25 protein-coding genes are annotated in these 25,087 nt (G+C 71.7%); 19 read left to right on the top strand and 6 right to left on the bottom strand.

From position 1 onward, the window contains the following. The first annotated feature begins 97 nt into the window (after positions 1-97). From hutU to hutI, 4 genes are read left to right on the top strand one after another with little or no spacing between them, the layout of a single operon-like run. Positions 98-1,762 (top strand): urocanate hydratase, encoded by a 1,665-nt coding sequence (gene hutU / locus MKW14_RS18675; protein ID WP_240863662.1) that lies wholly within the window; start codon positions 98-100, stop codon positions 1,760-1,762. Further along, complete coding sequence (locus MKW14_RS18670; protein WP_374116576.1) at positions 1,759-3,129, top strand: allantoate amidohydrolase; 1,371 nt, start codon at positions 1,759-1,761, stop codon at positions 3,127-3,129. The genes hutU and MKW14_RS18670 overlap by 4 nt, the downstream gene beginning before the upstream one ends. Continuing rightward, positions 3,120-4,460: a formimidoylglutamate deiminase gene (locus MKW14_RS18665; protein ID WP_240863961.1), complete on the top strand. Its 1,341-nt coding sequence runs from the start codon at positions 3,120-3,122 to the stop codon at positions 4,458-4,460. The genes MKW14_RS18670 and MKW14_RS18665 overlap by 10 nt, the downstream gene beginning before the upstream one ends. A 20-nt stretch (positions 4,461-4,480) precedes the next feature. After that, positions 4,481-5,665: an imidazolonepropionase gene (hutI, locus tag MKW14_RS18660; protein WP_240863661.1), complete on the top strand. Its 1,185-nt coding sequence runs from the start codon at positions 4,481-4,483 to the stop codon at positions 5,663-5,665. On the opposite strand, the gene MKW14_RS18655 is transcribed toward hutI, so the two are convergent. Together MKW14_RS18655 and MKW14_RS18650 are read right to left on the bottom strand one after the other, a co-directional pair. After that, the gene (locus MKW14_RS18655; protein WP_240863660.1) at positions 5,666-7,195 is read right to left on the bottom strand and encodes an RICIN domain-containing protein; all 1,530 of its coding nucleotides are present in this window, start codon (positions 7,193-7,195) and stop codon (positions 5,666-5,668) included. 202 nt (positions 7,196-7,397) lie between these two features. Beyond that, positions 7,398-8,324, bottom strand: a complete 927-nt coding sequence (locus MKW14_RS18650) for an RNA polymerase sigma factor SigF (protein WP_240863659.1) — start codon at positions 8,322-8,324, stop codon at positions 7,398-7,400. Positions 8,325-8,563: 239 nt separating this feature from the next. Here MKW14_RS18650 and MKW14_RS18645 point away from each other — a divergent pair, with 239 nt between their 5' ends. The 6 genes from MKW14_RS18645 to MKW14_RS18620 all read left to right on the top strand — a co-directional run bounded on the left by MKW14_RS18645 (position 8,564) and on the right by MKW14_RS18620 (position 13,908). Continuing rightward, on the top strand, positions 8,564-8,941 hold the full coding sequence (locus MKW14_RS18645; protein ID WP_240863658.1) for an STAS domain-containing protein: 378 nt from the start codon (positions 8,564-8,566) through the stop codon (positions 8,939-8,941). Between the two features lie 226 nt (positions 8,942-9,167). Continuing rightward, positions 9,168-9,689, top strand: a complete 522-nt coding sequence (locus MKW14_RS18640; protein ID WP_240863657.1) for an ATP-binding protein — start codon at positions 9,168-9,170, stop codon at positions 9,687-9,689. 221 nt (positions 9,690-9,910) lie between these two features. Then, the gene (locus tag MKW14_RS18635; RefSeq protein ID WP_240863656.1) at positions 9,911-10,603 is read left to right on the top strand and encodes an LPXTG cell wall anchor domain-containing protein; all 693 of its coding nucleotides are present in this window, start codon (positions 9,911-9,913) and stop codon (positions 10,601-10,603) included. A gap of 58 nt (positions 10,604-10,661) precedes the next feature. Then, positions 10,662-11,498 carry a hypothetical protein gene (locus tag MKW14_RS18630; protein ID WP_240863655.1) on the top strand — a complete coding sequence of 279 codons (837 nt, stop codon included), beginning with the start codon at positions 10,662-10,664 and terminating at the stop codon, positions 11,496-11,498. Then, positions 11,495-12,583 (top strand): hypothetical protein, encoded by a 1,089-nt coding sequence (locus tag MKW14_RS18625; protein WP_240863654.1) that lies wholly within the window; start codon positions 11,495-11,497, stop codon positions 12,581-12,583. Before MKW14_RS18630 ends, MKW14_RS18625 begins: the two co-directional genes overlap by 4 nt. 62 nt (positions 12,584-12,645) lie before the next feature. After that, on the top strand, positions 12,646-13,908 hold the full coding sequence (locus MKW14_RS18620; protein WP_240863960.1) for a hypothetical protein: 1,263 nt from the start codon (positions 12,646-12,648) through the stop codon (positions 13,906-13,908). 64 nt (positions 13,909-13,972) lie between these two features. Here MKW14_RS18620 and MKW14_RS18615 read toward each other — a convergent pair whose 3' ends face one another. Continuing rightward, positions 13,973-15,469, bottom strand: coding sequence for an oligopeptide:H+ symporter (locus MKW14_RS18615; RefSeq protein ID WP_240863653.1), 1,497 nt, complete (start codon positions 15,467-15,469; stop codon positions 13,973-13,975). 294 nt (positions 15,470-15,763) lie between these two features. Between MKW14_RS18615 and MKW14_RS18610 the strand changes: the two genes are divergently transcribed. Continuing rightward, entirely contained in the window at positions 15,764-16,441 is a 678-nt protein-coding gene (locus tag MKW14_RS18610; protein WP_240863652.1) for a response regulator transcription factor, read from the top strand. A 69-nt stretch (positions 16,442-16,510) separates the two neighbouring features. After that, positions 16,511-17,800 (top strand): sensor histidine kinase, encoded by a 1,290-nt coding sequence (locus tag MKW14_RS18605; RefSeq protein WP_240863651.1) that lies wholly within the window; start codon positions 16,511-16,513, stop codon positions 17,798-17,800. 432 nt (positions 17,801-18,232) lie between these two features. On the opposite strand, the gene MKW14_RS18600 is transcribed toward MKW14_RS18605, so the two are convergent. After that, on the bottom strand, positions 18,233-18,736 hold the full coding sequence (locus tag MKW14_RS18600) for a GtrA family protein (RefSeq protein WP_240863650.1): 504 nt from the start codon (positions 18,734-18,736) through the stop codon (positions 18,233-18,235). Positions 18,737-18,956: 220 nt separating this feature from the next. On the opposite strand from MKW14_RS18600, the gene MKW14_RS18595 reads away from it, so the two are divergent. The 6 genes from MKW14_RS18595 (at position 18,957) to MKW14_RS18570 (ending at position 23,640) form a co-directional block, all read left to right on the top strand. Continuing rightward, on the top strand, positions 18,957-20,096 hold the full coding sequence (locus tag MKW14_RS18595) for a 5-(carboxyamino)imidazole ribonucleotide synthase (protein ID WP_240863649.1): 1,140 nt from the start codon (positions 18,957-18,959) through the stop codon (positions 20,094-20,096). Further along, positions 20,093-20,617 (top strand): 5-(carboxyamino)imidazole ribonucleotide mutase, encoded by a 525-nt coding sequence (gene purE, locus MKW14_RS18590; protein ID WP_240863648.1) that lies wholly within the window; start codon positions 20,093-20,095, stop codon positions 20,615-20,617. Before MKW14_RS18595 ends, purE begins: the two co-directional genes overlap by 4 nt. A 5-nt stretch (positions 20,618-20,622) precedes the next feature. After that, positions 20,623-21,801, top strand: a complete 1,179-nt coding sequence (locus MKW14_RS18585; RefSeq protein ID WP_240863958.1) for a dipeptidase — start codon at positions 20,623-20,625, stop codon at positions 21,799-21,801. A 68-nt stretch (positions 21,802-21,869) separates the two neighbouring features. Next, positions 21,870-22,142, top strand: a complete 273-nt coding sequence (locus MKW14_RS18580; RefSeq protein WP_240863647.1) for a type II toxin-antitoxin system Phd/YefM family antitoxin — start codon at positions 21,870-21,872, stop codon at positions 22,140-22,142. Beyond that, positions 22,139-22,402, top strand: coding sequence for a Txe/YoeB family addiction module toxin (locus MKW14_RS18575; RefSeq protein ID WP_308314608.1), 264 nt, complete (start codon positions 22,139-22,141; stop codon positions 22,400-22,402). Before MKW14_RS18580 ends, MKW14_RS18575 begins: the two co-directional genes overlap by 4 nt. Positions 22,403-22,524: 122 nt before the next feature. Next, positions 22,525-23,640: a dipeptidase gene (locus tag MKW14_RS18570; RefSeq protein ID WP_240863646.1), complete on the top strand. Its 1,116-nt coding sequence runs from the start codon at positions 22,525-22,527 to the stop codon at positions 23,638-23,640. 22 nt (positions 23,641-23,662) lie between these two features. Here MKW14_RS18570 and MKW14_RS18565 read toward each other — a convergent pair whose 3' ends face one another. Both MKW14_RS18565 and MKW14_RS18560 read right to left on the bottom strand, forming a co-directional pair. After that, complete coding sequence (locus MKW14_RS18565; RefSeq protein WP_240863954.1) at positions 23,663-24,046, bottom strand: VOC family protein; 384 nt, start codon at positions 24,044-24,046, stop codon at positions 23,663-23,665. Positions 24,047-24,079: 33 nt separating this feature from the next. Then, positions 24,080-24,436, bottom strand: coding sequence for a VOC family protein (locus tag MKW14_RS18560; RefSeq protein ID WP_240863645.1), 357 nt, complete (start codon positions 24,434-24,436; stop codon positions 24,080-24,082). An 80-nt stretch (positions 24,437-24,516) separates the two neighbouring features. Between MKW14_RS18560 and MKW14_RS18555 the strand changes: the two genes are divergently transcribed. Then, positions 24,517-25,017: a CGNR zinc finger domain-containing protein gene (locus MKW14_RS18555; protein WP_240863644.1), complete on the top strand. Its 501-nt coding sequence runs from the start codon at positions 24,517-24,519 to the stop codon at positions 25,015-25,017. Positions 25,018-25,087: the final 70 nt, after the last annotated feature.

Here is a 25,087-nt window from a genome sequence, read left to right as displayed (position 1 = left end):
CTGGCCCACGAACGTATTGACTAGTTCTATTCAGGACGTCAGGATGTGAATAGCCGCAGTAATAGTTCACTGGGAGCAATCCGCTAGGAGGCAGACCATGTCAGGACCCCGCCCCGTACGAGCGCCGCGCGGTACGGAACTGAGCGCCCTGGGATGGCAGCAGGAGGCCGCCCTGCGGATGCTGCAGAACAACCTCGACCCCGAGGTCGCCGAGCACCCCGACAAGCTCGTCGTCTACGGCGGCACCGGCAAGGCCGCCCGCGACTGGCGCTCCTTCGACGCCATGGTCCGCACGCTGCGCACCCTCAAGCAGGACGAGACCATGCTGGTCCAGTCCGGCCGCCCGGTCGGCGTGATGCAGACCCACGAGTGGGCCCCGCGCGTCCTCATCGCCAACTCCAACCTGGTCGGCGACTGGGCCAACTGGGAGGAGTTCCGCCGCCTGGAAGCCCTCGGCCTGACCATGTACGGCCAGATGACCGCCGGTTCCTGGATCTACATCGGCACCCAGGGCATCCTCCAGGGCACCTACGAGACCTTCGCCGCCGTCGCCGCGAAGAAGTTCGGCGGCACCCTCGCCGGGACCATCACCCTCACCGCCGGCCTCGGCGGCATGGGCGGCGCCCAGCCCCTCGCGGTCACCATGAACGACGGTGTGGCCATCTGCGTCGACTGCGACCCGCGCGCCATCGACCGCCGCATCGAGCACCGCTACCTCGACGTGAAGGCCGACTCCCTCGACCACGCCCTCCAGCTGGCGACCGAGGCCCGTGACGCCCGCCGTCCGCTGTCCATCGGCGTCCTCGGCAACGCGGCCGAACTCGTCCCGCAGTTGCTCGCCATGGGCGCCCCCATCGACATCGTCACCGACCAGACCTCGGCCCACGACCCGCTGGCGTACCTGCCGCTGGGCACCGACTTCGAGGACATGGCGGACGCCGCCGCCAAGGACCCGGCCGGCTTCACGACCCGGGCCCGCGAGTCCATGGCCCGGCACGTCGAGGCCATGGTCGGCTTCATGGACGCCGGCGCCGAGGTCTTCGACTACGGCAACTCCATCCGGGGCGAGGCCCGACTCGCCGGGTACGACCGCGCGTTCGCCTTCCCGGGCTTCGTCCCGGCCTACATCCGCCCGCTGTTCTGCGAGGGCAAGGGCCCCTTCCGCTGGGCCGCGCTGTCCGGCGACCCGGCCGACATCGCCAAGACCGACAAGGCGATCCTCGACCTCTTCCCGAAGAACGAGTCCCTCGCCCGCTGGATCAGGATGGCGGGCGAGCGGGTCCACTTCCAGGGCCTGCCCGCGCGCATCTGCTGGCTCGGCTACGGCGAGCGGGACAAGGCGGGCGAGCGGTTCAATGACATGGTGGCGAGCGGAGAGCTGGCCGCGCCGCTGGCCATCGGCCGCGACCACCTCGACGCCGGGTCCGTCGCCTCCCCGTACCGCGAGACCGAGGCCATGCTCGACGGCTCGGACGCAATCGCCGACTGGCCGCTGCTGAACGCCATGGTCAACGTGGCCTCCGGTGCGTCCTGGGTCTCCATCCACCACGGCGGCGGCGTCGGCATGGGCCGCTCCATCCACGCCGGCCAGGTGACGGTGGCCGACGGCACGAAGCTGGGCGGCGAGAAGGTCCGGCGGGTGCTGACCAACGACCCCGGCATGGGCGTCATCCGGCACGTCGACGCGGGCTACGACATCGCCGAGTCGGTGGCGGACGAGCGGGGCGTGCGGGTGCCGATGCGCGAGGGTGACGACGCGTGACGGGAAGCGAAGGCGGGCACGGCGACTCTCCGGTGGGGGCTGAGGGCTCGTCGCCGGGCGCGGGTTCGACTGTGCCCACCCGTTCCGCCCGGCGGAACGACTGCCCCCAGCCTGTGCCGGCTGACGACTCGCAGCGCGGGCCCACCGGTGCCTCCTTCCAGGAGATGTGGCGCGAGCTGCTCCCCGTCGGGCGGCACCCCGAGTCCCGCGGCTACCGGCGGTTCGCCTGGAGCGGGGCGGATCTCGAGTGCCGGGAGTGGTTCAGGGCGCAGGTCGAGGCGCGCGGGCTGACGTACGAGGTCGACCGGAACGGGAACCAGTGGGCCTGGCTCGGTGACCCCACCGCGGGGGACGCCGTCGTCACCGGTTCCCATCTGGACTCCGTGCCCGACGGCGGTGCCTTCGACGGGCCCCTCGGGGTCGTGTCCTCCCTCGCCGCCCTGGACGAACTCCGCCGCAGAGGAGTGGAGTTCACCAAGCCCCTCGCCGTCGTCAACTTCGGCGACGAGGAGGGCGCCCGGTTCGGGCTGGCCTGTGTCGGGTCCCGGCTCACCGCAGGGGAGCTGACCGTCGAACAGGCGCACCGGCTGACCGACGGGGACGGCGTCAGCCTTCCCCGGGCCATGGAGGCCGCCGGGTACGACCCGGAGACCATCGGCGCCGATCCCGAACGGCTCGCCCGCATCGGCGCGTTCGTCGAGCTGCACGTCGAACAGGGCCGCGCGCTGGACCTGTCCGGCGACCGGGTGGGCATCGCCAGTGCCATCTGGCCGCACGGACGCTGGCGGTTCGACTTCCGGGGCGAGGCCAACCACGCCGGCACGACACGGCTGGTGGACCGGCGCGACCCGATGCTGTCGTACGCCGAGACCGTGCTCGCCGCCCGGCGCGAGGCCGAACTCGCCGGTGCCGTCGCCACCTTCGGCAAGATCGCCGTCGAGCCCAACGGCGTCAACGCCATCCCCTCCCTGGTGCGCGGCTGGCTCGACTCCCGGGCCGAGGACCAGGCCACCCTCGACACCGTCGTCGGCGGCATCGAGAAGGCCGCCCGCGCCTACGCCGAGGCGCACGGCATCGACCTCGACGTCGTCCGGGAGTCCTTCACGCCCGTCGTCGAGTTCGACCACGCCCTGCGCGACGAACTCGCCCGGATCCTCGGCAGGGACACGGACCTGAGGGTGCCCGTCCTGGGTACCGGTGCCGGACACGACGCCGGGATCCTCTCCGGACGTATCCCGACCGCCATGCTGTTCGTGCGCAACCCCACCGGCGTCTCGCACTCCCCGGCCGAGTACGCGGCCGAGGACGACTGCGTGGCCGGGGTGCTCGCACTCGCCGACGTACTGGAAGGACTGGCCTGCACGTGACGCAGACGTACTGGCTGGAGCACGCCTGGCTCGACACCCACGTCGAGCCGGGCGTCGCCCTCGGCATCGACAGCGGCCGCATCACCACCGTCGAGACGGACGTCGCGAGCCCGCCCCCCGGAGCCGAGATCCTGCGCGGACTGACCCTCCCGGGCCTCGCCAACGCCCACTCGCACGCCTTCCACCGCGCCCTGCGCGGCACCGTCCAGGTCGGCTCCGGAACCTTCTGGACCTGGCGCGAGGTCATGTACTCCGTCGCCGACCGGCTGACCCCGGAGACCTACCACGCCCTCGCGCGCGCCGTGTACGCCGAGATGGCCCTGGCCGGCGTCACCTCCGTCGGCGAGTTCCACTACGTCCACCACGCCCCCGGCGGCACCCCCTACGCCGACCCCAACGCGATGGGCGAGGCGCTCGTCGCGGCCGCCGCCGAGGCCGGCATCCGCATCACCCTTCTCGACACCGCCTACCTCTCCTCCGGCTTCGGCGAGGCGCCCAACACGCACCAGCTGCGCTTCTCCGACGGCCACGCGGAGGCCTGGGCCGAACGCTGTTCACTTCTCAAGGAACGGGATCACGCACGGATCGGGGCCGCCATCCACTCCGTACGGGCCGTGCCCGCCGGGCAGTTGGCGACGGTGGCGCGCTGGGCCGAGGAGCGGCGGGCACCGCTCCATGTGCACCTGTCCGAGCAGACCGCCGAGAACGACGCCTGCCAGGCCGCCCACGGCTCCACACCGACCCGGCTGCTCGCCGACCACGGTGTCCTCGGCCCGCGCACCACCGGCGTCCACAACACGCACCTCACCGACGAGGACATCGCCCTGATCGGCGGCAGCGGCACCGGCACCTGCATGTGCCCGACCACCGAGCGGGACCTCGCCGACGGCATCGGCCCGGCCGTGGAACTCCAGCAGCAGGGTTCCCCGCTCTCCCTCGGCTCCGACAGCCACGCCGTCGTCGACCTGCTCGAAGAGGCACGCGCGATGGAGCTCAACGAGCGCCTGCGCACCCGCACCCGCGGCCACTGGACGGCCGCGGCCCTGCTGCGGGCCGCCTCCGCCGACGGTCACGCGGCCCTCGGCTGGGACGAGGCGGGCACCATCGAGCAGGGCGCGCTCGCCGACCTCACGACGATCGCGCTGGACTCGGTCAGGACAGCGGGCCCGGTGCCCAGGCTCGGCGCCGAGACGGCCGTATTCGCGGCGACGGCAGCGGACGTACGGCACACGATCGTGGGCGGACGGCACGTCGTACGCGACGGGGCGCACACCCTCGTACCGGATGTGCCGCAAGCCCTCGCGCGGGCGGTCGAAACCCTCCGCGCCTGACGACCACCCACGAGGACGCCATGAGCAGCACTGCCATCACCAACATCGCCACGCTGGTCACCAACTCCCCCTCCCTGGGCGACGGATCACCTCTCGGTCTGGTCCAGGACGCGGCCGTCGTCATCGAGGGCGACCGGGTCGTGTGGACCGGTGAATCAAGCAAAGCACCCGCCACTGACAATCGGGTCGACGCCGGTGGCCGGGCGGTGCTCCCGGGCTTCGTTGACTCGCACTCGCACCTGGTGTTCGCGGGCGACCGCACCCAGGAGTTCAACGCCCGCATGTCCGGCCGCAGCTACACCGCGGGCGGCATCCGCACCACCGTCGCCGCCACCCGCGCCGCCACGGACGAGGAGCTGGAGGCCAACCTCACCCGCTACCTCGCCGAGGCCCTCCGTCAGGGCACCACCACCTTCGAGACCAAGTCCGGCTACGGCCTCACCGTCGCCGACGAGGCCCGCGCCCTGCGCATCGCCGCCGCGCACACCGACGAGGTCACCTATCTCGGCGCCCACATCGTCTCCCCGGACTTCGCCGACGACCCGGCCGCCTATGTCGACCTGGTCACCGGCGAGATGCTCGACGCCTGTGCCCCGTACGCCCGTTGGATCGACGTCTTCTGCGAGAAGGGCGCCTTCGACGGCGACCAGGCCCGCGCGATCCTCACCGCCGGAAAGGCGAAGGGCCTGACCCCGCGCATCCACGCCAACCAGCTCTCCCACGGCCCCGGCGTCCAGCTCGCCGTCGAACTGGACGCGGCCAGCGCCGACCACTGCACCCATCTCACCGACGCGGACGTGGACGCCCTGGCGAACGGCGACACGGTCGCCACGCTGCTGCCCGGCGCCGAGTTCTCCACGCGCGCCGCGTGGCCGGACGCCCGGCGGCTGCTGGACGCGGGCGTCACGGTCGCCCTGTCCACCGACTGCAACCCGGGCTCGTCCTTCACCTCGTCCGTGCCGTTCTGCATCGCCCTCGCCGTACGGGACATGGGCATGACCCCCGACGAGGCCGTCTGGTCGGCCACGGCGGGCGGCGCGGCGGCCCTGCGCCGGGACGACATCGGCCGGCTCGCCCCCGGCGCCCGGGCGGACCTGCTCGTCCTCGACGCCCCGAGCCACGTCCACCTCGCCTACCGTCCGGGCGTGCCGCTGGTCGCCGAGGTGTGGCGCGGGGGCGTCCGGCAGTACTCCCGGCAGGACTGATCAGGAGGCCCCCGCCCGCCACCGCTGCCCCGCGCCCCCGTTCAGCGGCTCCAGGGACACCCCGTCCCCGCCGGCCGGGGTGAGGGCCGTCTCGATGGCGATGGCCGGGCGGATCACGCCGTCGGCGTCGACGGTGAAGCGGAGGTTGTCGCCGTGGTCGCCGTCGACCGAGTCGCACTCCCAGATGCCGACGCCCTTGTCCACGTCGCCCCGGCTGTCCAGGCAGAGGTCGGAGTCGGCGTACGACTGCACGACCCCGCGGGCGGTGTCGACCCGCCAGCGCTGAGTGGCGGCCCCGGAGCAGGGCGCCGTCACCACGTCGGTGCCCTTGGACAGGTCGCCGCCGCGGATGTCCAGACACCGGCCCGTGGAGACGTTCACGACCTGGGCGTAGGTGCCGTTCGGGGCGTGGACGGGGGAGGAGGTCGGCTTCGGTGACGCATGCGGCGCCGAACTCCCCGTGGGGGACGGGGACTTGGGGGCCGGTGAGGCGGACACCGACGGGGTCGTCGAGACCGTCGCCGTCACCGTGACCTGGGGTGCGGTCGTCGGGGTGCGCACCGCCCCCGCCGGCTGCCGGGCGGGCGCCGAGGGCGAACTCCGGGTCAACAGGAAGACCAGCAGCGGCGCGAGGGCCACGCCCAGGGCGACCGATGCAAGGAGGTAGCGCCGGGAGCGGGGCCAGGGAGGCGGGGCGGCGCGGGAGCCCGGGCGGCGCGGCGTGTCCTCGTCGGTCGCGTACGCCGTGCCCGCCCACGGCAGCAGCCCCTCCGCCAGCGCGGTGCGCGGGGAGTCGCGCAGCGCCGACAGCTCTTCGTGGGCGGTCGTGCAGTGGGCGCAGTGGGCCATGTGGGCGTGCAGATCGGCGCTGTCGCGGGGGCTGTCCGGCCGTACCGACTCCTCGATCAGCCGGCGGAAGTCGGCGCACTGGGGGTCGTCGGAGGCCGCCAGCCGGGCGCGCAGACAGGTCTGGGCCAGCTGCTGGAGCGCCGGGTCGGTGCCGTAGGCGACGTCCTCGGGGGTGATGCCGAGGAACTCCGCCGCCGCGGCCGCCGGTTGCTCCTCCACCACCCGGTACCAGACCAGCCCTTGCGTCCGGGACGGCAGGGTCTGGAAGGCGGCCAGCATCGGCGGTACGGGGCCTCCCGGGCCCGCCGTGTTGAGGACCAGCAGCAGCCCGGCGTCCAGGCCGCCGGCCCGGTCGTCCATCGCCCAGGCGGCCGCCAACCGGGCGGTCAGCAGGAGCAGTTGGTGGCGCCAGGGGCCGCCGGGGTCGATGCCGCGTGCCGTCTCCCGGGCGGCCAGGGTGAACGCCTGCGCCGCCAGCTGACGGGCCGCCGACTCGCTGGTGGTGCACAGCCGGGCGTACCGCAGCACCCGCGGACGGTGCCGCGCGCGCAGCTCCTGCAGCGCCTGGAAGGCGCTCGCGGTGTCGGCGCGCAGCAGTTCGGTCAGCCGTGCGTCGGACGCGCCCGTGTGCGCGCCGTTGCCGGTCTCGACATCCTTGTCGGTCCCGCCGGCCCGAGCCATCAGCCCGCCTCCTCGGCCCCTCGCCACGCGGGCCGGTCCTGACTTACCGGCCAGTTCGGGGGTGCCCATAGTGGTGGAAGCGAACCTCTGGGGAAAGGGGTTCCTGTGAGTAACCGGAGAAACGCCTGGTGCGGCGCACCCATGGGCGCACCGCACTCAGGAAGCGGCTTGGGGTCCCGGACTCACCCGTCCTCCGGGACGCTCATTCCTCGATCGTCAGCCCCTTGCGCAGCCGCACCAGCGTCCGCGACAGCAGCCGGGACACGTGCATCTGCGAGATGCCGAGCTCGTCCCCGATCTCCGACTGCGTGAGACCGGCCACGAAGCGCAGCGAGAGGATCTGCCGGTCCCGCGCGGGGAGTTCGGCGATCAGCGGCTTGAGCGACTCGACGTACTCGATGCCCTCGATCCCGTGGTCCTCGTAGCCGATCCGGTCGGCGAGCGCGCCCTCGGCGTCGTCCTCCTCCGGCTGGGCGTCCAGCGAGGAGGCGGTGTACGCGTTGGAGGCGGCCATGCCCTCCACGACCTCTTCCCGGGTCAGACCCAGCCGCTCGGCCAGCTCCGCCGCGGTGGGCGCGCGGTCCAGCTTCTGGGCCAGCTCGTCGCCGGCCTTGGCCAGGTCCAGGCGCAGCTCCTGCAGCCGGCGCGGGACGCGCACGGACCACGAGGTGTCGCGGAAGAAACGCTTGATCTCGCCGACGATGGTTGGCATCGCGAAAGTCGGGAACTCCACGCCGCGTGAGAGTTCGAAGCGGTCGATGGCTTTGATCAGGCCGATGGTGCCGACCTGGATGATGTCCTCCATCGGCTCGCTGCGGGAGCGGAAGCGGGAGGCGGCGAACTTGACGAGCGCGAGGTTGAGTTCGACCAGGGTGTTGCGGACGTACGAGTACTCGTACGTCCCTTCCTCGAGGGACTCCAGCCGCTCGAAGAGGGTCTTGGACAGGGCTCGCGCGTCGACGGGCCCCACCTCGTCGTAGGGGGGAATCTCCGGAAGACCGGCGAGCAGGTCCTCGCCGCGGTCATCGTGATCGATGGTCTCGATGGGATCCAGATGTTCCGGAGGGGGTGTCGACGTCGCCTGCTGGGTATGCGATGCGTCGAGCCGGGGTGACATGATGTCCTCCATCGTTCTCGGCATATGGCTGCCGAAGCCAGTCCGTGCACTGCGGTGTGCGGCGCCTCCAAAGCCGGCCGTGTCGGTTACGTATCTCTACTAGCCCTACCCGCTTTCCGACGCCCGCCGCAAGTGCGCTACGTGCGGTTATGTCCGTTTGCGGGTGGTTGTTCGGGTGTCGGAGAGTGTGGAGAAGGCGTAGTGTTCGAGGGCGTCAGTCAGCAGCCTCGACGGCGGGAGAGAGAGACGGCATGGACCGCGGGACGGTCGGCAGCGCACAGTCTGGCCGGCTACTGGTGGAGGTCAGGGAAGAGGGCTCCAGTGCCGTCGTGACCCCGGCCGGTGAGTTGGATCACCATACGGCCGATCTGTTGCGTGAGCCGCTCGAGGACTGCCTCGACAAGGGATTCAGCCGGCTGGTCGTGGACTGTTCGCGCCTGGAGTTCTGTGACTCCACCGGGCTCAACGTGCTGCTCGGGGCCCGCCTGAAGGCGGAGGCCGCCGGGGGCGGGGTGCATCTGGCCGCGATGCTGCCGGTGGTGGCCCGGGTCTTCGAGATCACCGGGGCGGACGCGGTCTTCAGCGTCCATGACACCCTCGAAGCCGCCCTGGCCGGCGAAGCCGGCTGAGTGGGGCCCGGAACCGGCCGTCCGGTCGGCGGCGTGTCCCGCTCGCCCCTGTGTGAGCGGCGCTTTCCAGGCGTCACGCCTTCCGTGCCGAATCAGGGGGTGTTCTGCCGGTTCGGTCGGGCAGGAGACATCCTGGACCGGTCGGCGCGTACATCGGGGCGACCGCCGGTGAGCTACGGACAGACTTTTGAATTGTGAACCGGTGAATCGGTGAGGTGAAGCGCTGATGAGCACCACCCGGCCTTACTCGCCGGGCGACCGCGGCCCGGAGCCCAGCGGCGCTTCCGGGGCGTCCGGCGGGGACGCCGCCCCGTCGGCGCCGGCCGCGCCGCCCGGGGGGCGCCAGGTCCGCAGACTGAACTTCGACGACGAGAGCGGGGTCGTCCCGCTCGCCCGTGACTTCACCCGGCAGGCGCTGTACGCGTGGGGCTGGCTGCCCGCCGACACGGCCGACCGGCGGGCCGCCGCCGAGGACGTGCTGCTCGTCGTCTCCGAACTGGTCACCAACGCCTGTCTGCACGCCGAGGGCCCGGACGAACTGCGCCTGGCCTGCGACAACAAGGTGATCCGCCTGGAGGTCGCGGACAAGGGCACCGGCCAGCCGTCCCCCCGCACCCCGCACCGCGCGGGCCGCCCCGGCGGCCACGGCATGTTCATCGTGCAGCGCCTGTGCCTCGACTGGGGCGTCGTGCGAACCCCTGGAGTGACCGGCAAGACGGTGTGGGCGGAACTGGGAGCGCCTGCGTAGTCCGTTTCCCCGGCCGCGCCGGGCGCCCTGCCCTCGCCCCGTACGGGTCCTGGGGTTACCCAGGGTCAGTCCCAGGGGTGGGTCTCCACTTGAAGCCCCTTTCCTGCGCGCCGGATCCCCACAACTCCGGCGCGCACCGTCTCTTCCCTCCTCACGACCCCGGGCGTACCTTGACGGCCCATCTGATGTGCCGTCAGGAACTCGAAGAGGGAGCGGAAACCGTGTCGTACCGGAATCGAACCGCCGCGTTCGCGTCCGTCGCGGCCCTGGCCGGCTCGGCGGTGCTGCTCGCCGCCCCCCTGGCCAGTGCCGAGGTCGTGGACGTCAACTACCAGTGCCAGACGCCGATCGGGCCCAAGAGCGCCGTCTCGCCCATCGACATCAAGAGCGTCAAGAGCGGCAGCGGCTACAAGTTGACCATGTCCTGGCAGAAGGGCGTCTCCTCCAGCCCGGTGGAGCTGGGCAAGGGAGCGGTCAACCCGAGCGCCCTCATCACGGTGGGCGGAGCCGACAGCGGCACCGTGACCGTCACCGGGCCCGCCAACGCGGCCGCCATACCGGCCAACACCCCCATCAAGATCAATGACCTGACGGGGACGTACACGCCGAAGAAGACCGGCAAGGTCACCTTCACCCCGGGCGTGCTCACCATCACGGCCCTGGGCACGAAGACGACCTGCAAGCCGTCCAACAACCCGCAACCCGCGCTGACCCTCGACGTCACGGCCGCGGGCGGCGGCTCCTCGGGCGGGAGCGGCTCGACCGGTACGAACGGCTCGGACTCCGGCTCCCTCCCCCAGACCGGCCCCGACGACTCCGCGATCGCCCTGGGCACCCTCGGCGGCACCGTGCTCCTCGCCGGAGCGGCGGGCGCGCTGTGGATCACCCGGAGGAACCAGACGGCCCGCCGCTGAACCGCCGTACGAACGCACCGAGTACGACTGCACCGAGTACGACTGCTGGAGCCGCCGGATGTCGTCCGCCGCACGTGCCCTGTTCGTGTCCCTCCTCCTGGTGATGGCCGCCGCGCCCCCGGCCCTCGCCGCCGACGGCTGGTCGCTCGTGCCCGCCGGGGGCGGGCGGCCCGCCTTCTACGCCGAGGGCGCTCCCGGGGCCGTGCTGCAGGACACCGTGTCCGTGGTGAACCGGAGCGCGCGGGCGGTCACCGTACGGCTGAGCGGCACCGGCGCGGCGGTCACCTTCGCGGCGAGCCGGGTCAGGGTGCCGGCCCGCACCCGCGCCGACGTGCCCTTCACGGTGAGCGCCCGCGGCGACGGCGCCGGCGAGATCGTCGCCCGCGACACCGCAGGCCGCTCCCGCTCCGTGCCGCTGCACCTCCGCGTGGGCGAACCGCCGCTGTCCGCCCTGACCGTCGAGCACGTCTCGGTGCACCCCGACCGCATCACGTACGACCTGGTCAACCGCGGTACGACCACCCTCGTCCCGAGCCTCGCCGTGCACGCCGACGGTGTCTTCGGCACGGTCCTGGACCGGCCCCGGCGCCCCCTGCCGGTGCACCTCGCGCCGGGCCGCCGCCTGCGGCTCACCGAGCCCTGGCGCGACCGGCCCGCCCTGGACGCGGTGGACGTACGGCTGACGGTGACCGCGGCCGGCGGCGCGCACGACACGGCGAGCGGGTCGGCGCGGTTCGTGCCCTGGGGCGCGGTGACCGGGACCACGGCGGCGCTGGCGGCGGGCGGCGCGCTGCTTCTCGTACGGCGTCACCGGCGGCGTCACAGGCTGCGTTCGACCGACCTGGAGCCGGAAGGCCCGCGGACGGAAGTCGAGTTGACGGGAGCGGTGACGTGAACGGCAAGCTGCGGACCACGGCGCTGGTGGCGGTGCTCGCGCTGCTTCTGCTGCCGCTGACGGCTGGCACGGCTACGGCCGACGGACCCACCGTGAAGGTCTCCAAGTCCCAGGCGGGGACCGGCGGTTCGATCACCGTCAGCGGCAGCGGCTGGCGGCCGCACGCGTTGCTGATGATGCTGGTCTGCGGACAGGCCACGCCCGCGCGGGGCGTCGTCGGCGGCACCAACTCCTGCGCCAACGCCGACGGCAGGGCCGTCACGACCGACGGCAACGGGGGCTTCAGCAAGAAGATGCCGGTGTCCGAACCGCCGGTGCCGTGCCCGTGCGTGGTGCACGTGGCGACCGTGGAGGGCGCCAAGGCGCAGGCCGACGCGGTCTTCCAGGTGGCCGGGCACGCGGTGGAGCCGCTGCCCGCCGAGCAGACCGGCGGCCGGCTGTCGATGCTGACCGACACCCGGCTGGACGGCTCCAGCGGCCTGCTCACCTGGTTCGGCGCTCCCCCCAGCCGCACGCTGGTCTTCACCGTCGGCAACGTGGGCACGTCACCCGTCAAGAACCCCGTCTTCCAGGTCGGCACCTCGCACGGCGTCTTCGCCCCGCAGTGGGACGACCAGGAATGGCGCGGCACCATCGCCTCCGGCAAGAAGGCGCAGATCAAACTGCCCGTGGAGCTCACCGCCGGCGCGCACGGCGACTACACCGTCTCGCTGAAGTACGACGGCAAGGTCCTCGCCGAGCAGCCCTGGGGCGTGGGCCGGCCCTGGGGCGTGACCCTGTTCTGGATCCTGGTCTGCCTGGTCGTGCCGGCCGCGGTCTTCCGGGCCGGCATGGCGATCGTGGACCGGGTACGGCCGCGCCGGGCCGGCGGTCTGCGCCACCGCGGCCTGCGGATGCCCGAACTGGCCCTGCGCATACCGAGGTTCACGGTCAACCGGGCCGCCCGGCCGGAACCCGCAACGACTTCGACCCTGCCGTGGTTCACCCCGGACTCCGATCCGGGCACGGCGACCGGTCGGCTCTCCGCACCGCACGACGACCAACCGACGAGTCCGACGACTCCCACCAGGAAGGGACCCACGTGAGAGAGCGAAGGAGAGTCACACCGGCCGGCAGAGGCAGGCTCGGCGCGGCCGGGGCCGCCCTGGTGCTCGGCGGCGCGGGCGCCCTGCTGGGGCTGGCCGCGGGAACCGCGCAGGCGGCGGAGGTGTCGTACGCGACGCACTGTGTCCCGCCGGCCGGCATCACCCCCGTCGACGGCACCACGAAGGTCGAGATCACCGCGCCGGCCACGGCCAAGGTGGGCGACACGGTGAACGTGGTGTGGAAGTTCGTCCAGGCGGCCTCGAAGAACCCGAACATCATCGACCTGCCCGCCGACTCCGTGCAGCCGTCGGGCGTGCTGAAGGCGGCCGGTGCGCAGACCGCCGGCATCGCCATGCAGGGGCCGCGGAAGAACCCGGCGATCCCCAAGGGCGGCGACATGGTGCTGTCCGACATGACGGGCTCGCTGAAACTGACCACGGCGGGGGAGGTGACGCTGACGCCGGACGCGTACACGGTCAACGCGATGTCGACGGACACCAAGTGCACGCCGACCGTGACCGTGCCGAAGGCGGCGACCATCGAGGTGTCCCCGGGCGACGGCGGCACGTCGAGCACGACACCGTCCCCGACGGACACGGCCTCGCAGTCCTCGTCCCCGTCGGCCTCCACGTCCCCCTCCACGTCCCCCTCCGACACGGCGAGCGCCTCGGCCTCCGCCAGTGACGGCACCGGCAGCGGCCAGACCGACTTCACCGGCAAGGAGGTCGACATCCCCTACACCTGCCAGTCGCCCCTCGGCACCAAGAAGGCGACCTCGCCCATCCAGATCAACGCCAAGAAGGACGGCGGCGGTTTCGACCTCACCGTGCAGTTCAAGAAGTCGGTGATGGACAGCCCGGCCGACATCCCCAAGGGCTCGGTCAAGCCGTCGATGGAGGTCGTCCTGGGCGGCGCGGACAAGGGCACCGTGCAGGTGGAGGGCCCGACCAACGCCTCGGACATCAAGACCGGCGACCCCATCGAGATCCCCGACCTCACCGGCACCTACAAGCCGGGGGCGAGCGGCTCCTCGACCCTCTCCCCGGGCGTGCTGACCATCAGCGCCCTGGGCACGACGACGACCTGCAAGCCCGACAGGACGGCCGTCTCCCTGACCCTGGACACCACCCAGCAGGCCAGCGGCGCCTCGGGCGGCTCCTCCACCTCCGGCGGCACGACCACCGGCGGTTCGTCGAGCGGCGGCCTCGCGGAGACGGGCTCCGGCGACCACGGCGCCCTGAAGGCGCTCGGCCTGGTGGCCGGCACGGCGGTGCTGCTGGGAGCCGGCGTCTTCACCTTCATGCCGGGACGGCGGACCAGGTAACCCGTCATACAAAGGGACCCGCCGCACCTGGTAGAGGTGCGGCGGGCCCATGGCCGGACGACGGTCAGTGCACGTCGCCCATGAGTTCGCGGACCTTCCTGCGGTACATCCACACCGCCGCACCGGCGATGACCGCGAGCACGGCCTCCAGCGCCACGATCCCCGTCTTGTTGAGGTCGACCCCGGCGATGGACAGCAGACCGGTGGTCGCGTCACCGGCGGTGACCGCCAGGAACCACACGCCCATCATCTGCGAGGCGTACTTCGCCGGCGCCATCTTCGTCGTCACCGACAGACCCACCGGCGACAGCGTCAGCTCACCGACGGTCTGCACGAAGTAGATGCCGACCAGCCACAGCGCGGCCGCCTTGTGACCGCCGTCGGCGATCGCCAGCGGCGCCAGGAACAGGAAGAACGACGCCCCGATCAGCACCAGGCCCATCGCGAACTTCACCGCGGTGCTCGGCTCCTTGCCGCGCCGGGCGAGCGCCAGCCACGCCCAGGCGAAGACCGGCGCGAACGCCATGATCATGACCGGGTTGACCGACTGGTACCAGGAGACCGGGAACTCCCAGCCGAAGACCGTGTTCTTCGCGGACGCCTCGGCGAACAGCGAGACCGTCGAGCCACCCTGGTCGTAGATCATCCAGAAGACGGCGGCGGCGACGAAGAACCAGATGTAGGCGCTCATCTTCGACTGCTCGGTCCGGTCCAGGTCGCGGTCCCGCTTGATACGGGCGATGACCACCACCGGGATGATCAGACCGGCGAGCGTGATCGGCACCAGCAGCCAGTTCAGCGTGTAGTGGCCGGAGAAGCCGACGACCGCGTAGAAGACGACCGCCACGGTCGCCCACAGCGCCGACTTGCGCAGCGTGGCCGTCTTCTCGGCGGCGGACATCGGGGTGGGCACGACGTCCGAACGGGCGTCCAGGTGCCGGCTGCCCAGCAGGAACTGGGCCAGACCCAGCGCCATGCCGAGCGCGGCCAGCGCGAAGCCCAGGTGCCAGTTGACGTTCTCGCCGACGGTGCCGATGACCAGCGGCGCGGCGAAGGCGCCCAGGTTGATGCCGATGTAGAAGACCGTGAAGCCACCGTCGCGGCGCGGGTCGTCCGGGCCGTCGTAGAGGTGGCCGACCATCGTGGAGATGTTGGCCTTCAGCAGACCGGAGCCGATCGCGACGAGACCGAGGCCCGCGTAGAAGGTGCCGGCGTTCGGCAGGGCCAGGGTGAGATGGCCGAGCATGATGACCGCGCCCGCCACGGCGACCGTCTTGCGGGGACCCAGGACCCGGTCCGCGAACCAGCCGCCCGGCAGGGCGAGCAGGTACACGAGTGACAGGTACACCGAGTAGATCGCGGTCGCGGTGGCCGCGCTCAGGTGCAGGCCGCCCGGGGCGACCAGGTACAGCGGGAGCAGGGCCTTCATGCCGTAGTAGGAGAATCGCTCCCACATCTCCGTCATGAAGAGGGTGGCCAGTCCGCGGGGGTGGCCGAAGAAGGTCTTCCCGGAGCCGGGGGTGCCCGGGCGGACCGAGTCCTTCGTCAGGCTGGACGCCATGGTTGATCCTTGCTGGTGGGGGTTTACCGCACACAAAGAAGACCTTCGGCGTCAAGTGCGCCAAAGGTCCCCGCAGTGCTACAGGCGTACTTTCACCATACGGCAGGACACTGCCGGATATGGAAGGACTTGAGACAGGGATCACAGGCGATCGAGGAACCGTACACCCTCTTTCCAAGGTCCCTACCGCGATCGCACCATGTAGTCACAGGTTCGCCTCGAAGCCGTCAAAGGTAAGAAGCCGGCGTGCCGATCACACCCCAGCACAGGTCAGGAGCGGACTACCATCAGCTCATGACCCGTGTACTGCTCGCCGAGGACGACGCGTCCATCTCGGAGCCGCTGGCCCGCGCCCTGCGCCGGGAAGGTTACGAGGTCGAGGTCCGCGAGGACGGCCCCACGGCGCTGGACGCCGGAATGCAGGGCGGCTGCGACCTCGTCGTGCTGGACCTCGGTCTGCCCGGCATGGACGGCCTCGAGGTCGCCCGCCGGCTGCGCGCCGAAGGCCACACCGTGCCGATCCTCATCCTGACCGCGCGGGCCGACGAGGTGGACACCGTCGTCGGCCTCGACGCGGGCGCCGACGACTACGTCACCAAGCCGTTCCGCCTCGCCGAGCTGCTCGCCCGGGTGCGGGCCCTGCTGCGGCGCGGCGCGGCCGAGCCGGCGCAGCCGCCCGCCACGCACGGGGTGCGGATCGACGTCGAGTCGCACCGGGCCTGGATGGGCGACGAGGAACTCCAGCTGACCGCCAAGGAGTTCGACCTGCTGCGGGTGCTCGTGCGGGACGCGGGCCGGGTCGTCACCCGCGACCAGCTGATGCGCGAGGTCTGGGACACCACCTGGTGGTCGTCGACGAAGACGCTCGACATGCACATCTCCTGGCTGCGCAAGAAGCTCGGCGACGACGCGGCGAACCCCCGGTACATCGCCACCGTGCGCGGTGTCGGCTTCCGCTTCGAGAAGAGCTAGAGGGTTTACGCGCGTCGCAGGCGCCCCGAGGCACACTGGTCCGCATAAAACCCCTGCCCGGAGGGCCCCGTGCGTCGTCGTCTGATTCAGTCCACCCTCGCTGTCGTGCTGGTGGTCATCGCCGTCTTCGGGGTCTCCCTGGTGATCGTCGAGACGCGGACCATCAGCAGCAGCGCCCAGGAACGGGTGAGTTCCGAGGCGCAGCGGCTGGCCAGCATCGTGGACAGCCGGCTGAGCGGGGCCGCGCCCGGGACCCGGACCGTCAGCCCGGACGTGCTCAAGAGCCAGGTCACCGGGGAGCGGTACGCCATCGTGCAGATCCCGGGGCAGCCCGTCTTCACCCTCGGCACCAAGCCCGAGGGCGAGGTCATCCGCGGGCACGCCAAGGGCGAGGAGGGCGAGACGGTCGTCATCGAGGAGCCCCGCTCGACCGTCAGCCGCGAGGTCGGCCGGACCCTGCTGATCATCGGCCTGGTCGCGCTGCTCGCGGTCGTGGCCGCCGTCCTGCTCGCCATCCGGCAGGCCAACCGGCTCGCCTCCCCGCTCACCGACCTCGCCGAGACCGCCGAACGGCTCGGCTCCGGCGACCCGCGGCCCCGCCACAAGCGGTACGGCGTGCCCGAGCTGGACCGGGTCGCCGATGTGCTGGACTCCTCCGCCGAGCGCATCGCCCGGATGCTCACCGCCGAGCGGCGGCTGGCCGCCGACGCCTCCCACCAGCTCCGTACGCCGCTGACCGCGCTGTCGATGCGGCTGGAGGAGATCACCCTCACGGATGACCCGGACACCGTGAAGGAGGAGGCCAACGTGGCGCTCACCCAGGTGGAGCGGCTGACGGACGTGGTGGAACGTCTCCTCACCAACTCCCGCGACCCGCGCGCCGGCAACGCCGTCTCCTTCGACCTCGACGAGGTCATCCAGCAGCAGCTCGCCGAGTGGCGGCCCGCGTACCGCAGCGCCGGGCGGGCCATCGTCAGCTCCGGCAAGCGGCATCTGCAGGCCGTGGGCACGCCGGGCGCCGTCGCCCAGGTGCTGGCGGCGCTGATCGAGAACTCGCTCATGCACGGCGGCGGCACGGTGGCGCTGCGCACCCGCGTCACCGGCAACCAGGCCGTCGTGGAGGTCACCGACGAGGGACCCGGCGTGCCGGCCGACCTCGGGGCGCGGATCTTCGAGCGGACCATCAGCGGCCGCAACTCCACGGGCATCGGACTCGCGGTGGCCCGCGACCTGGCGGAGGCGGACGGCGGCCGCCTGGAAATGCTCCAGACAAAACCCCCGGTCTTCGGCCTGTTCCTCTCCCGCACCCCCCCACTGAAGCGCCCACAGCCGGAGGACGAGGAACCGACGGTCAGGTGAGCCGGGAATCGGGCGGACCGGCGTCAGGCGAGGCGCGTGTCGGGGGGATCCGAAGGGCGGCGGTCAGGCCGACGGGTTGTCGGGTGCCAGGCGCCGAATGAGTGGGGTGTCGAACGCCGGACATCAGGCGGCCCGAGGTGCCGGGGCGCCGCTGGGCCGGGCGTCGCATGAGCGGGGTGCCCGAGGGCTGGACACCAGGCGGCCCGGAGTCCCGGCTACCGAAGGGCCGGGTGTCGGGTGGCCGGGGTGTCGAGTGGGTGGCCGGCAGACCAGGCGGGTGCGGGGTTTCGGGCGGTCGGTCTGAATGCGCGGGCCATGTGTCGGGCGGGCGGGGCGCCGGGGCCGAACCGGTCGGGGGGCAGACGAGCCGAGCGCCGAATGGGCGGGGTGTCAGGTGGGACGAGGCCCCGGGGCCGGGCAGGGTGGCGGGTGTCAGCTGACCCGCTGTTCCGTCTTCGGGGTCACGGAGCGCTTCATCGCCTCCGCCTCCAGCAGGGCCTCCGCGTCCGCGACCGGCAGGGCCTTGAAGACCCAGGTGCGGTAGGACCAGAACCGGAACAGCGTGCCCAGGCCGATGCCGACGACCTTGAAGATGTTGCGCTGCAGCGAGCTGTCCCAGCCGAAGCCGTAGATCGCGGCGTATAGCACACCGTTCTCGATCACCAGGCCGATCAGGCTGAAGACCAGGAAAAGCGTGAGTTCCTTGGTCCGGGCGCCCTTGTCGCGGTCACGGTAGGTGAAGTACCGGAAGCCCAGATAGTTGACGCCGATGGCGACCACCGTGGCGATCACGTTCGCGCGCACCGCCTGCAGGGTGGTCAGATGCCACAGCAGGTTGGAGACACCGAAGTTCACGACGGTACCGAGGGCACCCACCGCACCGAACTTGGCGATCTCCTGTGCGAGCCTTCGCAGCCCTGAGGAACCTTGTCCCATGGTCCTGAAGGCCCCCATCCGGGTCGATGTGCGTGCTCGTTCTCGGCAACTGAAGCCATGCTAACCACCCAGCCTCTCAATCTCCCGTGCATGAGTTCACGGGTCGGAAACAGCTTGGGAAGAGGGCGGGAAGAGGATGAAAAGTGCGGGAAGAGCCCGGTAAGAGGGCGAGATTTCGACCGGAAATCGGTCGCGGCTCCGCGGCCGATACCCTAGGGGCGTGACGTTCCCGGTAGTCGGCATGGTCGGCGGGGGTCAGCTCGCGCGTATGACGCACGAGGCGGGCATCCCGCTGGGCATCAGGTTCAAGCTCCTCAGTGACACCCCTCAGGATTCCGCGGCGCAGGTCGTCGGCGATGTCGTCGTGGGCGACTATCGCGACCTCGACACGCTCCGCGCCTTCGCGCAGGGCTGCGACGTGATCACCTTCGATCACGAACACGTACCCACCGAGCACCTCCGCGCCCTGGAGGCGGACGGCATCCCCGTGCGCCCCGGCCCCGACGCGCTGGTGCACGCCCAGGACAAGGGCGTGATGCGCGCACGGCTGGACGCGCTCGGCATCCCCTGCCCCCGGCACCGGATCGTCAGCGACCCGGCCGACGTGGCGGCCTTCGCGGCGGAGGGCGACGGCTTCCCGGTCGTCCTCAAGACCGTCCGCGGCGGCTACGACGGCAAGGGCGTGTGGGTCGTGGACAGCGCGGAGGAGGCCGAGGACCCCTTCCGCGCCGGCGTCCCGGTCCTCGCCGAGGAGAAGGTCGACTACGTCCGCGAACTCGCCGCGAACGTCGTCCGCTCCCCGCACGGCCAGGCGGTCGCCTACCCGGTCGTGGAGTCCCAGCAGGTCAACGGCGTCTGCGACACGGTCGTCGCCCCGGCCCCGGATCTGGACGAGTCCCTGGCCCTGCGGGCCGAGGAGATGGCGCTGACCATCGCGAAGGAGCTGGGCGTCGTCGGCCACCTCGCCGTGGAGCTGTTCCAGACCCGCGACGGCCGCATCCTCGTCAACGAACTGGCCATGCGCCCCCACAACTCGGGCCACTGGTCCCAGGACGGCGCGATCACCTCCCAGTTCGCCAACCACGTCCGCGCCGTCCTCGACCTCCCCCTCGGCGACCCGCGCCCCCGCGCGAAGTGGACGGTCATGGTCAACGTCCTCGGCGGCGACTACCCGGACATGTACTCCGCGTACCTGCACTGCATGGCCCGCGACCCCCAGCTGAAGATCCACATGTACGGCAAGGACGTGAAGCCCGGCCGCAAGGTGGGCCACGTCAACACCTACGGCGACGACCTGGACGACGTCCTCGAACGCGCACGTCACGCAGCCGGTTACCTGAGAGGCACGATCACAGAATGAGCCCAGTCGTAGGCATCGTCATGGGGTCGGACAGCGACTGGCCCGTCATGGAGGCCGCCGCCAAGGCACTCGACGAGTTCGAGATCGCGTACGAGGTCGACGTCGTCTCCGCGCACCGGATGCCGCGCGAGATGGTCACCTACGGCGAGCAGGCGGCCGAGCGGGGGCTGAAGGTGATCATCGCGGGGGCCGGCGGCGCCGCCCACCTGCCCGGCATGCTCGCCTCCGTCACCCCGCTCCCGGTGATCGGCGTGCCCGTGCCGCTGAAGTACCTGGACGGCATGGACTCCCTGCTCTCCATCGTGCAGATGCCGGCCGGCGTCCCGGTCGCCACGGTGTCCGTCGCCGGGGCCCGCAACGCCGGTCTGCTGGCGGCCCGGATCCTCGCCGCGCACGACGAGGACCTGCTGCAGCGGATGCGGGACTTCCAGCAGGACCTCAACGACCAGGCCACCGAGAAGGGCAAGCGGCTGCGCGCCAAGGTCGAGGGCAACGGCGGCGGTTTCGGCTTCGGGAAGTGACGACCGTGAGCTTCCTGGACGAGGCCCGGGAACTCCTGCGCGAGTTCCCGGTCGTCGACGGCCACAACGACCTGCCGTACGCGCTGCGCGAGCAGGTCCGCTACGACCTCGCCGCCCGCGACATCGCCGTACCCCAGAACGCGCACCTGCACACCGACCTGCCGCGGCTGCGCGAGGGCGGGGTCGGGGCGCAGTACTGGTCGGTGTACGTGCGCTCGGACCTGCCGGACGCGGTGCCGGCGACGCTGGAGCAGATCGACTGCGTACGGCAGCTGCTGGCGCGGTATCCGGCGGACCTGGCGCCCGCGCTGACGGCCGCGGACATGGAGACGGCCCGGGCCGAGGGCCGTATCGCCTCCCTGATGGGCGCCGAGGGCGGGCACTCCATCGCCAACTCGCTCGGCACCCTGCGCGGGCTGTACGCGCTCGGCGTCCGCTACATGACGCTCACCCACAACGACAACAACGACTGGGCGGACTCGGCGACCGACGAGCCCGCGGCCGGCGGCCTGACCGCCTTCGGCCGTGAGGTCGTGCGGGAGATGAACCGGCTCGGCATGCTCGTCGACCTCTCGCACGTGGCCCCGACGACCATGCGGGACGCGCTGGACGCCACCAGCGCGCCGGTGATCTTCTCGCACTCCTCCTCCCGGGCCGTCTGCGACCACCCCCGCAACATCCCGGACGACGTCCTCGAACGCCTCCCGGGCAACGGCGGCGTCGCGATGGTCACCTTCGTGCCGAAGTTCGTGCTCCAGGCCGCCGTGGACTGGACGTCCGCCGCCGACGAGAACCTGCGCTCCCACGGCTTCCACCACCTCGACACCGGCGAGGAGGCGATGAAGCTGCACCGCGCCTTCGAGGAGCGCAACCCGCGCCCGGTCGCGACCGTCTCGACCGTCGCCGACCACCTCGACCACATGCGCGAGGTCGCCGGAGTCGACCACCTCGGCATCGGCGGCGACTACGACGGCACGGCCTTCACCCCCGACGGCCTCAGCGACGTCTCCGGCTATCCCAACCTCGTGGCGGAACTGCTGGAGCGAGGCTGGTCCTCAGCGGACCTCGCCAAGCTGACCTGGCAGAACGCGGTACGGGTGCTGGGCGCGGCGGAGGACGTGGCCCACGGTCTGCAGGCCCGCCGGGCGCCCTCGAACGCGACGATCGGGGAACTGGACGGCTGACATTCCGGTACCGGAATCCCGTACCGAGGTAGTACTGTTCCTTGGTACCGGATGAGAGGGGTGTCGTCATGACAATAAGCGCCAGTGAGGCACGTCGGGACCTGTTCCCCCTGATCAAACGAGTCAACGACGATCACGTCCCCGTGCGCATCAGTTCGAAGGGCGGCGACGCCGTCCTGATGTCAGCCGACGACTACGAGTCCTGGCAGGAGACGATCTACCTCCTGCGTTCTCCCGCGAACGCCCGGCGCCTCATGGAAGCCGTCGCCCGCGACAAGGCGGGAACCGCCTCCATCGCCAAGACCGTCGAGGAACTGCAGGACTTGGCGGGTGACGGGTGAGGAGTGTCCATTTCGACCCCGACGGCTGGGAGGACTTTCTGTTCTGGCTCGGCTCGGACCGCAAGATGGCCCGAAGGATCACGCGCCTGATCGGCGAGATCCAGCGGGATCCCTTCGGCGGCATCGGCAAGCCCGAGCCTCTCAAGGGTGACCTGTCCGGCTACTGGTCCCGCCGGATCGACGACGAGCACCGGCTGGTGTACCGGGCGGACGAGAAGGAAGTGAAGATCCTCAAGGCCCGGTTCCAGTACGACGACTGAGGGCGGGCCGCCCGACCGCTCGGCATACCCCGAACGCCCTGCTCACCAGGAATGCCCTGGGCGGCCATGCGACGGTGGCCGTACTGCTGATCACGCCGCCGATCACGACGTACGGAGCCCCCATGGCAGACCTCCAGGACGAACTGCACCCCACCGCCGAGGTCGACACGCTCGACGGGCTGACGGACCCCTTCGCGGCCGAGCCCTACACACCCGTCTCCGACCCCGACGACGCGCCGCTGGAGCGCGCCCACGCCATCCTCGCCGCCCATCCCGTCGCCGACGGCTACAGCGGGCTGCCCTGGGCCCTCAGACACCTGCACTGGTACGACCTGGAACTCGGCGAGAGCTCCGTCGACACGGACGTGCCCCGGATGCGGGAGGGACACGTCGGCGCCCTGTTCTGGTCGCTGCACCTGCCCGAGGGCCTCGCCGGTGACCGGGCCGTGGGGGCGACCCTGGAGCAGCTGGACCTGGTGAAGACCGTGGTGCACACCCACCCCGAGGGCCTGCGCCTGGCGTGCGCCGCCGGGCAGGTCACCGACGCCCGCCACTGCGGCCGCGTCGCGGTCCTGCTGGGCCCCGCCGGGGCGGCCGCCCTCGGCGACTCCCTCGGCATCCTGCGCTCCCTGCACGCCCTCGGCCTGCGCGCCCTCACCCTGTCCGGCGCGAGCTGGGCGAGCGAGGCCGGGCTGACCCGGTTCGGCGAGGAGGTCGTACGCGAGATGAACCGGCTCGGCGTCCTCGCCGACCTCTCCGGCGCGTCCGCCGACACCATCCGCCGTGTCTTCGGGGTCTCCAAGGCGCCGGTCGTCTTCACCCGCTCCGCCGCCCGCGCCCTGCGCCCCCACCCCGCGAACCTGCCCGACGACCTGCTCGCCGAGCTGGGCGCGGTCAGGGGCCTGTGCATGGTGCCGCTGACGGCCGAGCAGACCGGCCCGTTCGTCCGTGACGTCGCCGATCATCTCGACCACGTCCGGGAGGTCGCGGGGCCGGAGTGCGTCGCCCTGTCCGGCACCTACGACGCCGGGACCGCGCACCCGCAGGACCTCGGTGACGCCTCCTGCTATCCGCACCTCATCGCCGAGCTCCTGCACCGCGGCTGGTCCGAGCCCGACGTCGCCCTGCTCACCTGGGGCAACGTCCAGCGCGTCCTGCGCACCGCCGACTTCACGGCCCGCGCCGCCCAGCAGCGCCGCGAGCCGTCGACGGCGAAGATCGCCGACCTGGACGGATAGCCGCCCCGACAGGTCTGCGGGCCTACGGGTGCTCGATCCGGCAGAGGCAGAAGGGATGGCCCGCCGGATCGGCGTACACCTGGAAGTCCTTCTTCTCGCGGTCCTCCAGGTCCAGCGGCCGCGCCCCGAGCGCCAGCACCCTCTCGTGCGCCGCGTCGATCTCCTCCCATGTCGACCCGGCGTCGAAGTCGAGGTGGAACTGCTGCGCGTTGCGGTCCGCGCGCGGCCACTCCGGCGGGGTGAGCCCCTCCGCCCGCTGGAAGGCGAGCCGCGGCCCGTCCGGGATCTGGAGTACGACCCAGTCGTCGTCCTCGGCCTGCGGACTGCCGCCCGCGACCTGGGCGTAGAAGTCGGCGAGCGCGCGCGGATCGGGGCAGTCGAGCACTACGGAACGCAAGCGGGCCACGGTCACGACGGTTCCTCCTGGGTCGGCACGGGTTCAGCAGGCACAGAGGCAGAACGGGTGCCCGGCCGGATCGGCGTAAACCCGGAAGCTGCTGCCGCCCTGCTCGGCCAGGGGCTTGGCACCCAGCGCCAGCACCCCCCGCTCGGCGGTGTCGAGGTCGTCGACGACCAGGTCCAGATGGAACTGCTGCGAGTGATCGGGCGAGGGCCACGCGGGCGGTACGAACCCCTCGGCGGCCTGGAAGGCCAGCGACTGACCGCCGGGCACCTTCAGGTCCACCCACTCCCCTTCTCCCTCGACCGTGCCGCCCAGGATCTCGGCGTAGAACCCGGCGAGCGCGCGCGGATCGGGACAGTCCAGGACGACGACGCCCAGCTTGGCGAGAGCCATGACTTCCTCCTGTTACCTGTAGAAGGCCTTATCCGGTAACTGTTACTGCATGCTGCCTCATTGGCGGTAACGTCGCAAGGGTGAGTGACAGATCGGCCGCACCGGGAGGCCTGGCCCTGGTGGAGGCCCTGGTGAACACGCTGGACATCGAGTCGGGGGCGGACGCGCTCGACACGGCGGACGGCCGCGCGCCGTTCGGCCTGCCCCCGGACGAGGTCCCCGCCGCGCGCGAACTGCGCGAGTCCCTGCGCGCCACGCTGCTCGCCCACGCCGGTCACCCGCCCCACGCGCCGGTCACGCCCCTGGACGACATGCTGGCCTCCGCGCCGCTGCGGGTGAGGGTCGACCCGGCCGACGGCTCCGCCGCCCTCGCCCCCGCCGACGCCGGCCCGCTCCGCTCCCGGATCGCCGTCGCCGTCGCCCAGGCCCTCGTCGACGGCACTTGGACGCGCCTCAAGGCCTGCGAGAGCGAGACCTGCCACTGGGCGTACTACGACCGCAGCCCGGCCGGGCGCGGCCGGTGGTGCTCGATGCAGGTGTGCGGGGCGCGGGCGAAGATGCGGCGCTACCGCGCCAAGTAGTCGCGCACCCATTCCCCGGCCGCCGCACAGGCCGGTGGTGCAGAATGCAACAAGACGCCGGTTCGGCCGA

It is taken from the genome of Streptomyces gilvus, from assembly GCF_022513565.1.
Taxonomy (GTDB): Bacteria; Actinomycetota; Actinomycetes; order Streptomycetales; family Streptomycetaceae; genus Streptomyces; species Streptomyces gilvus.
Note: the sequence above shows the minus strand (reverse complement) of the source record. Positions and strands in the feature narration are given on the sequence as shown.

What these genes read in the sequence shown, in the direction of transcription:
- MKW14_RS18630 (WP_240863655.1), top strand. Translation starts at nt 10,662, where the DNA reads ATGTCGTCCGCCGCACGTGCCCTGTTCGTGTCCCTCCTCCTGGTGATG.
- MKW14_RS18570 (WP_240863646.1), top strand. Translation starts at nt 22,525, where the DNA reads ATGGCAGACCTCCAGGACGAACTGCACCCCACCGCCGAGGTCGACACG.
- purE (WP_240863648.1), top strand. Translation starts at nt 20,093, where the DNA reads ATGAGCCCAGTCGTAGGCATCGTCATGGGGTCGGACAGCGACTGGCCC.
- MKW14_RS18650 (WP_240863659.1), bottom strand. Translation starts at nt 8,324, where the DNA reads ATGGAGGACATCATGTCACCCCGGCTCGACGCATCGCATACCCAGCAG.
- MKW14_RS18655 (WP_240863660.1), bottom strand. Translation starts at nt 7,195, where the DNA reads ATGGCTCGGGCCGGCGGGACCGACAAGGATGTCGAGACCGGCAACGGC.
- hutU (WP_240863662.1), top strand. Translation starts at nt 98, where the DNA reads ATGTCAGGACCCCGCCCCGTACGAGCGCCGCGCGGTACGGAACTGAGC.
- MKW14_RS18580 (WP_240863647.1), top strand. Translation starts at nt 21,870, where the DNA reads ATGACAATAAGCGCCAGTGAGGCACGTCGGGACCTGTTCCCCCTGATC.
- MKW14_RS18640 (WP_240863657.1), top strand. Translation starts at nt 9,168, where the DNA reads ATGAGCACCACCCGGCCTTACTCGCCGGGCGACCGCGGCCCGGAGCCC.
- hutI (WP_240863661.1), top strand. Translation starts at nt 4,481, where the DNA reads ATGAGCAGCACTGCCATCACCAACATCGCCACGCTGGTCACCAACTCC.
- MKW14_RS18600 (WP_240863650.1), bottom strand. Translation starts at nt 18,736, where the DNA reads ATGGGACAAGGTTCCTCAGGGCTGCGAAGGCTCGCACAGGAGATCGCC.
- MKW14_RS18615 (WP_240863653.1), bottom strand. Translation starts at nt 15,469, where the DNA reads ATGGCGTCCAGCCTGACGAAGGACTCGGTCCGCCCGGGCACCCCCGGC.
- MKW14_RS18560 (WP_240863645.1), bottom strand. Translation starts at nt 24,436, where the DNA reads ATGGCTCTCGCCAAGCTGGGCGTCGTCGTCCTGGACTGTCCCGATCCG.
- MKW14_RS18645 (WP_240863658.1), top strand. Translation starts at nt 8,564, where the DNA reads ATGGACCGCGGGACGGTCGGCAGCGCACAGTCTGGCCGGCTACTGGTG.
- MKW14_RS18610 (WP_240863652.1), top strand. Translation starts at nt 15,764, where the DNA reads ATGACCCGTGTACTGCTCGCCGAGGACGACGCGTCCATCTCGGAGCCG.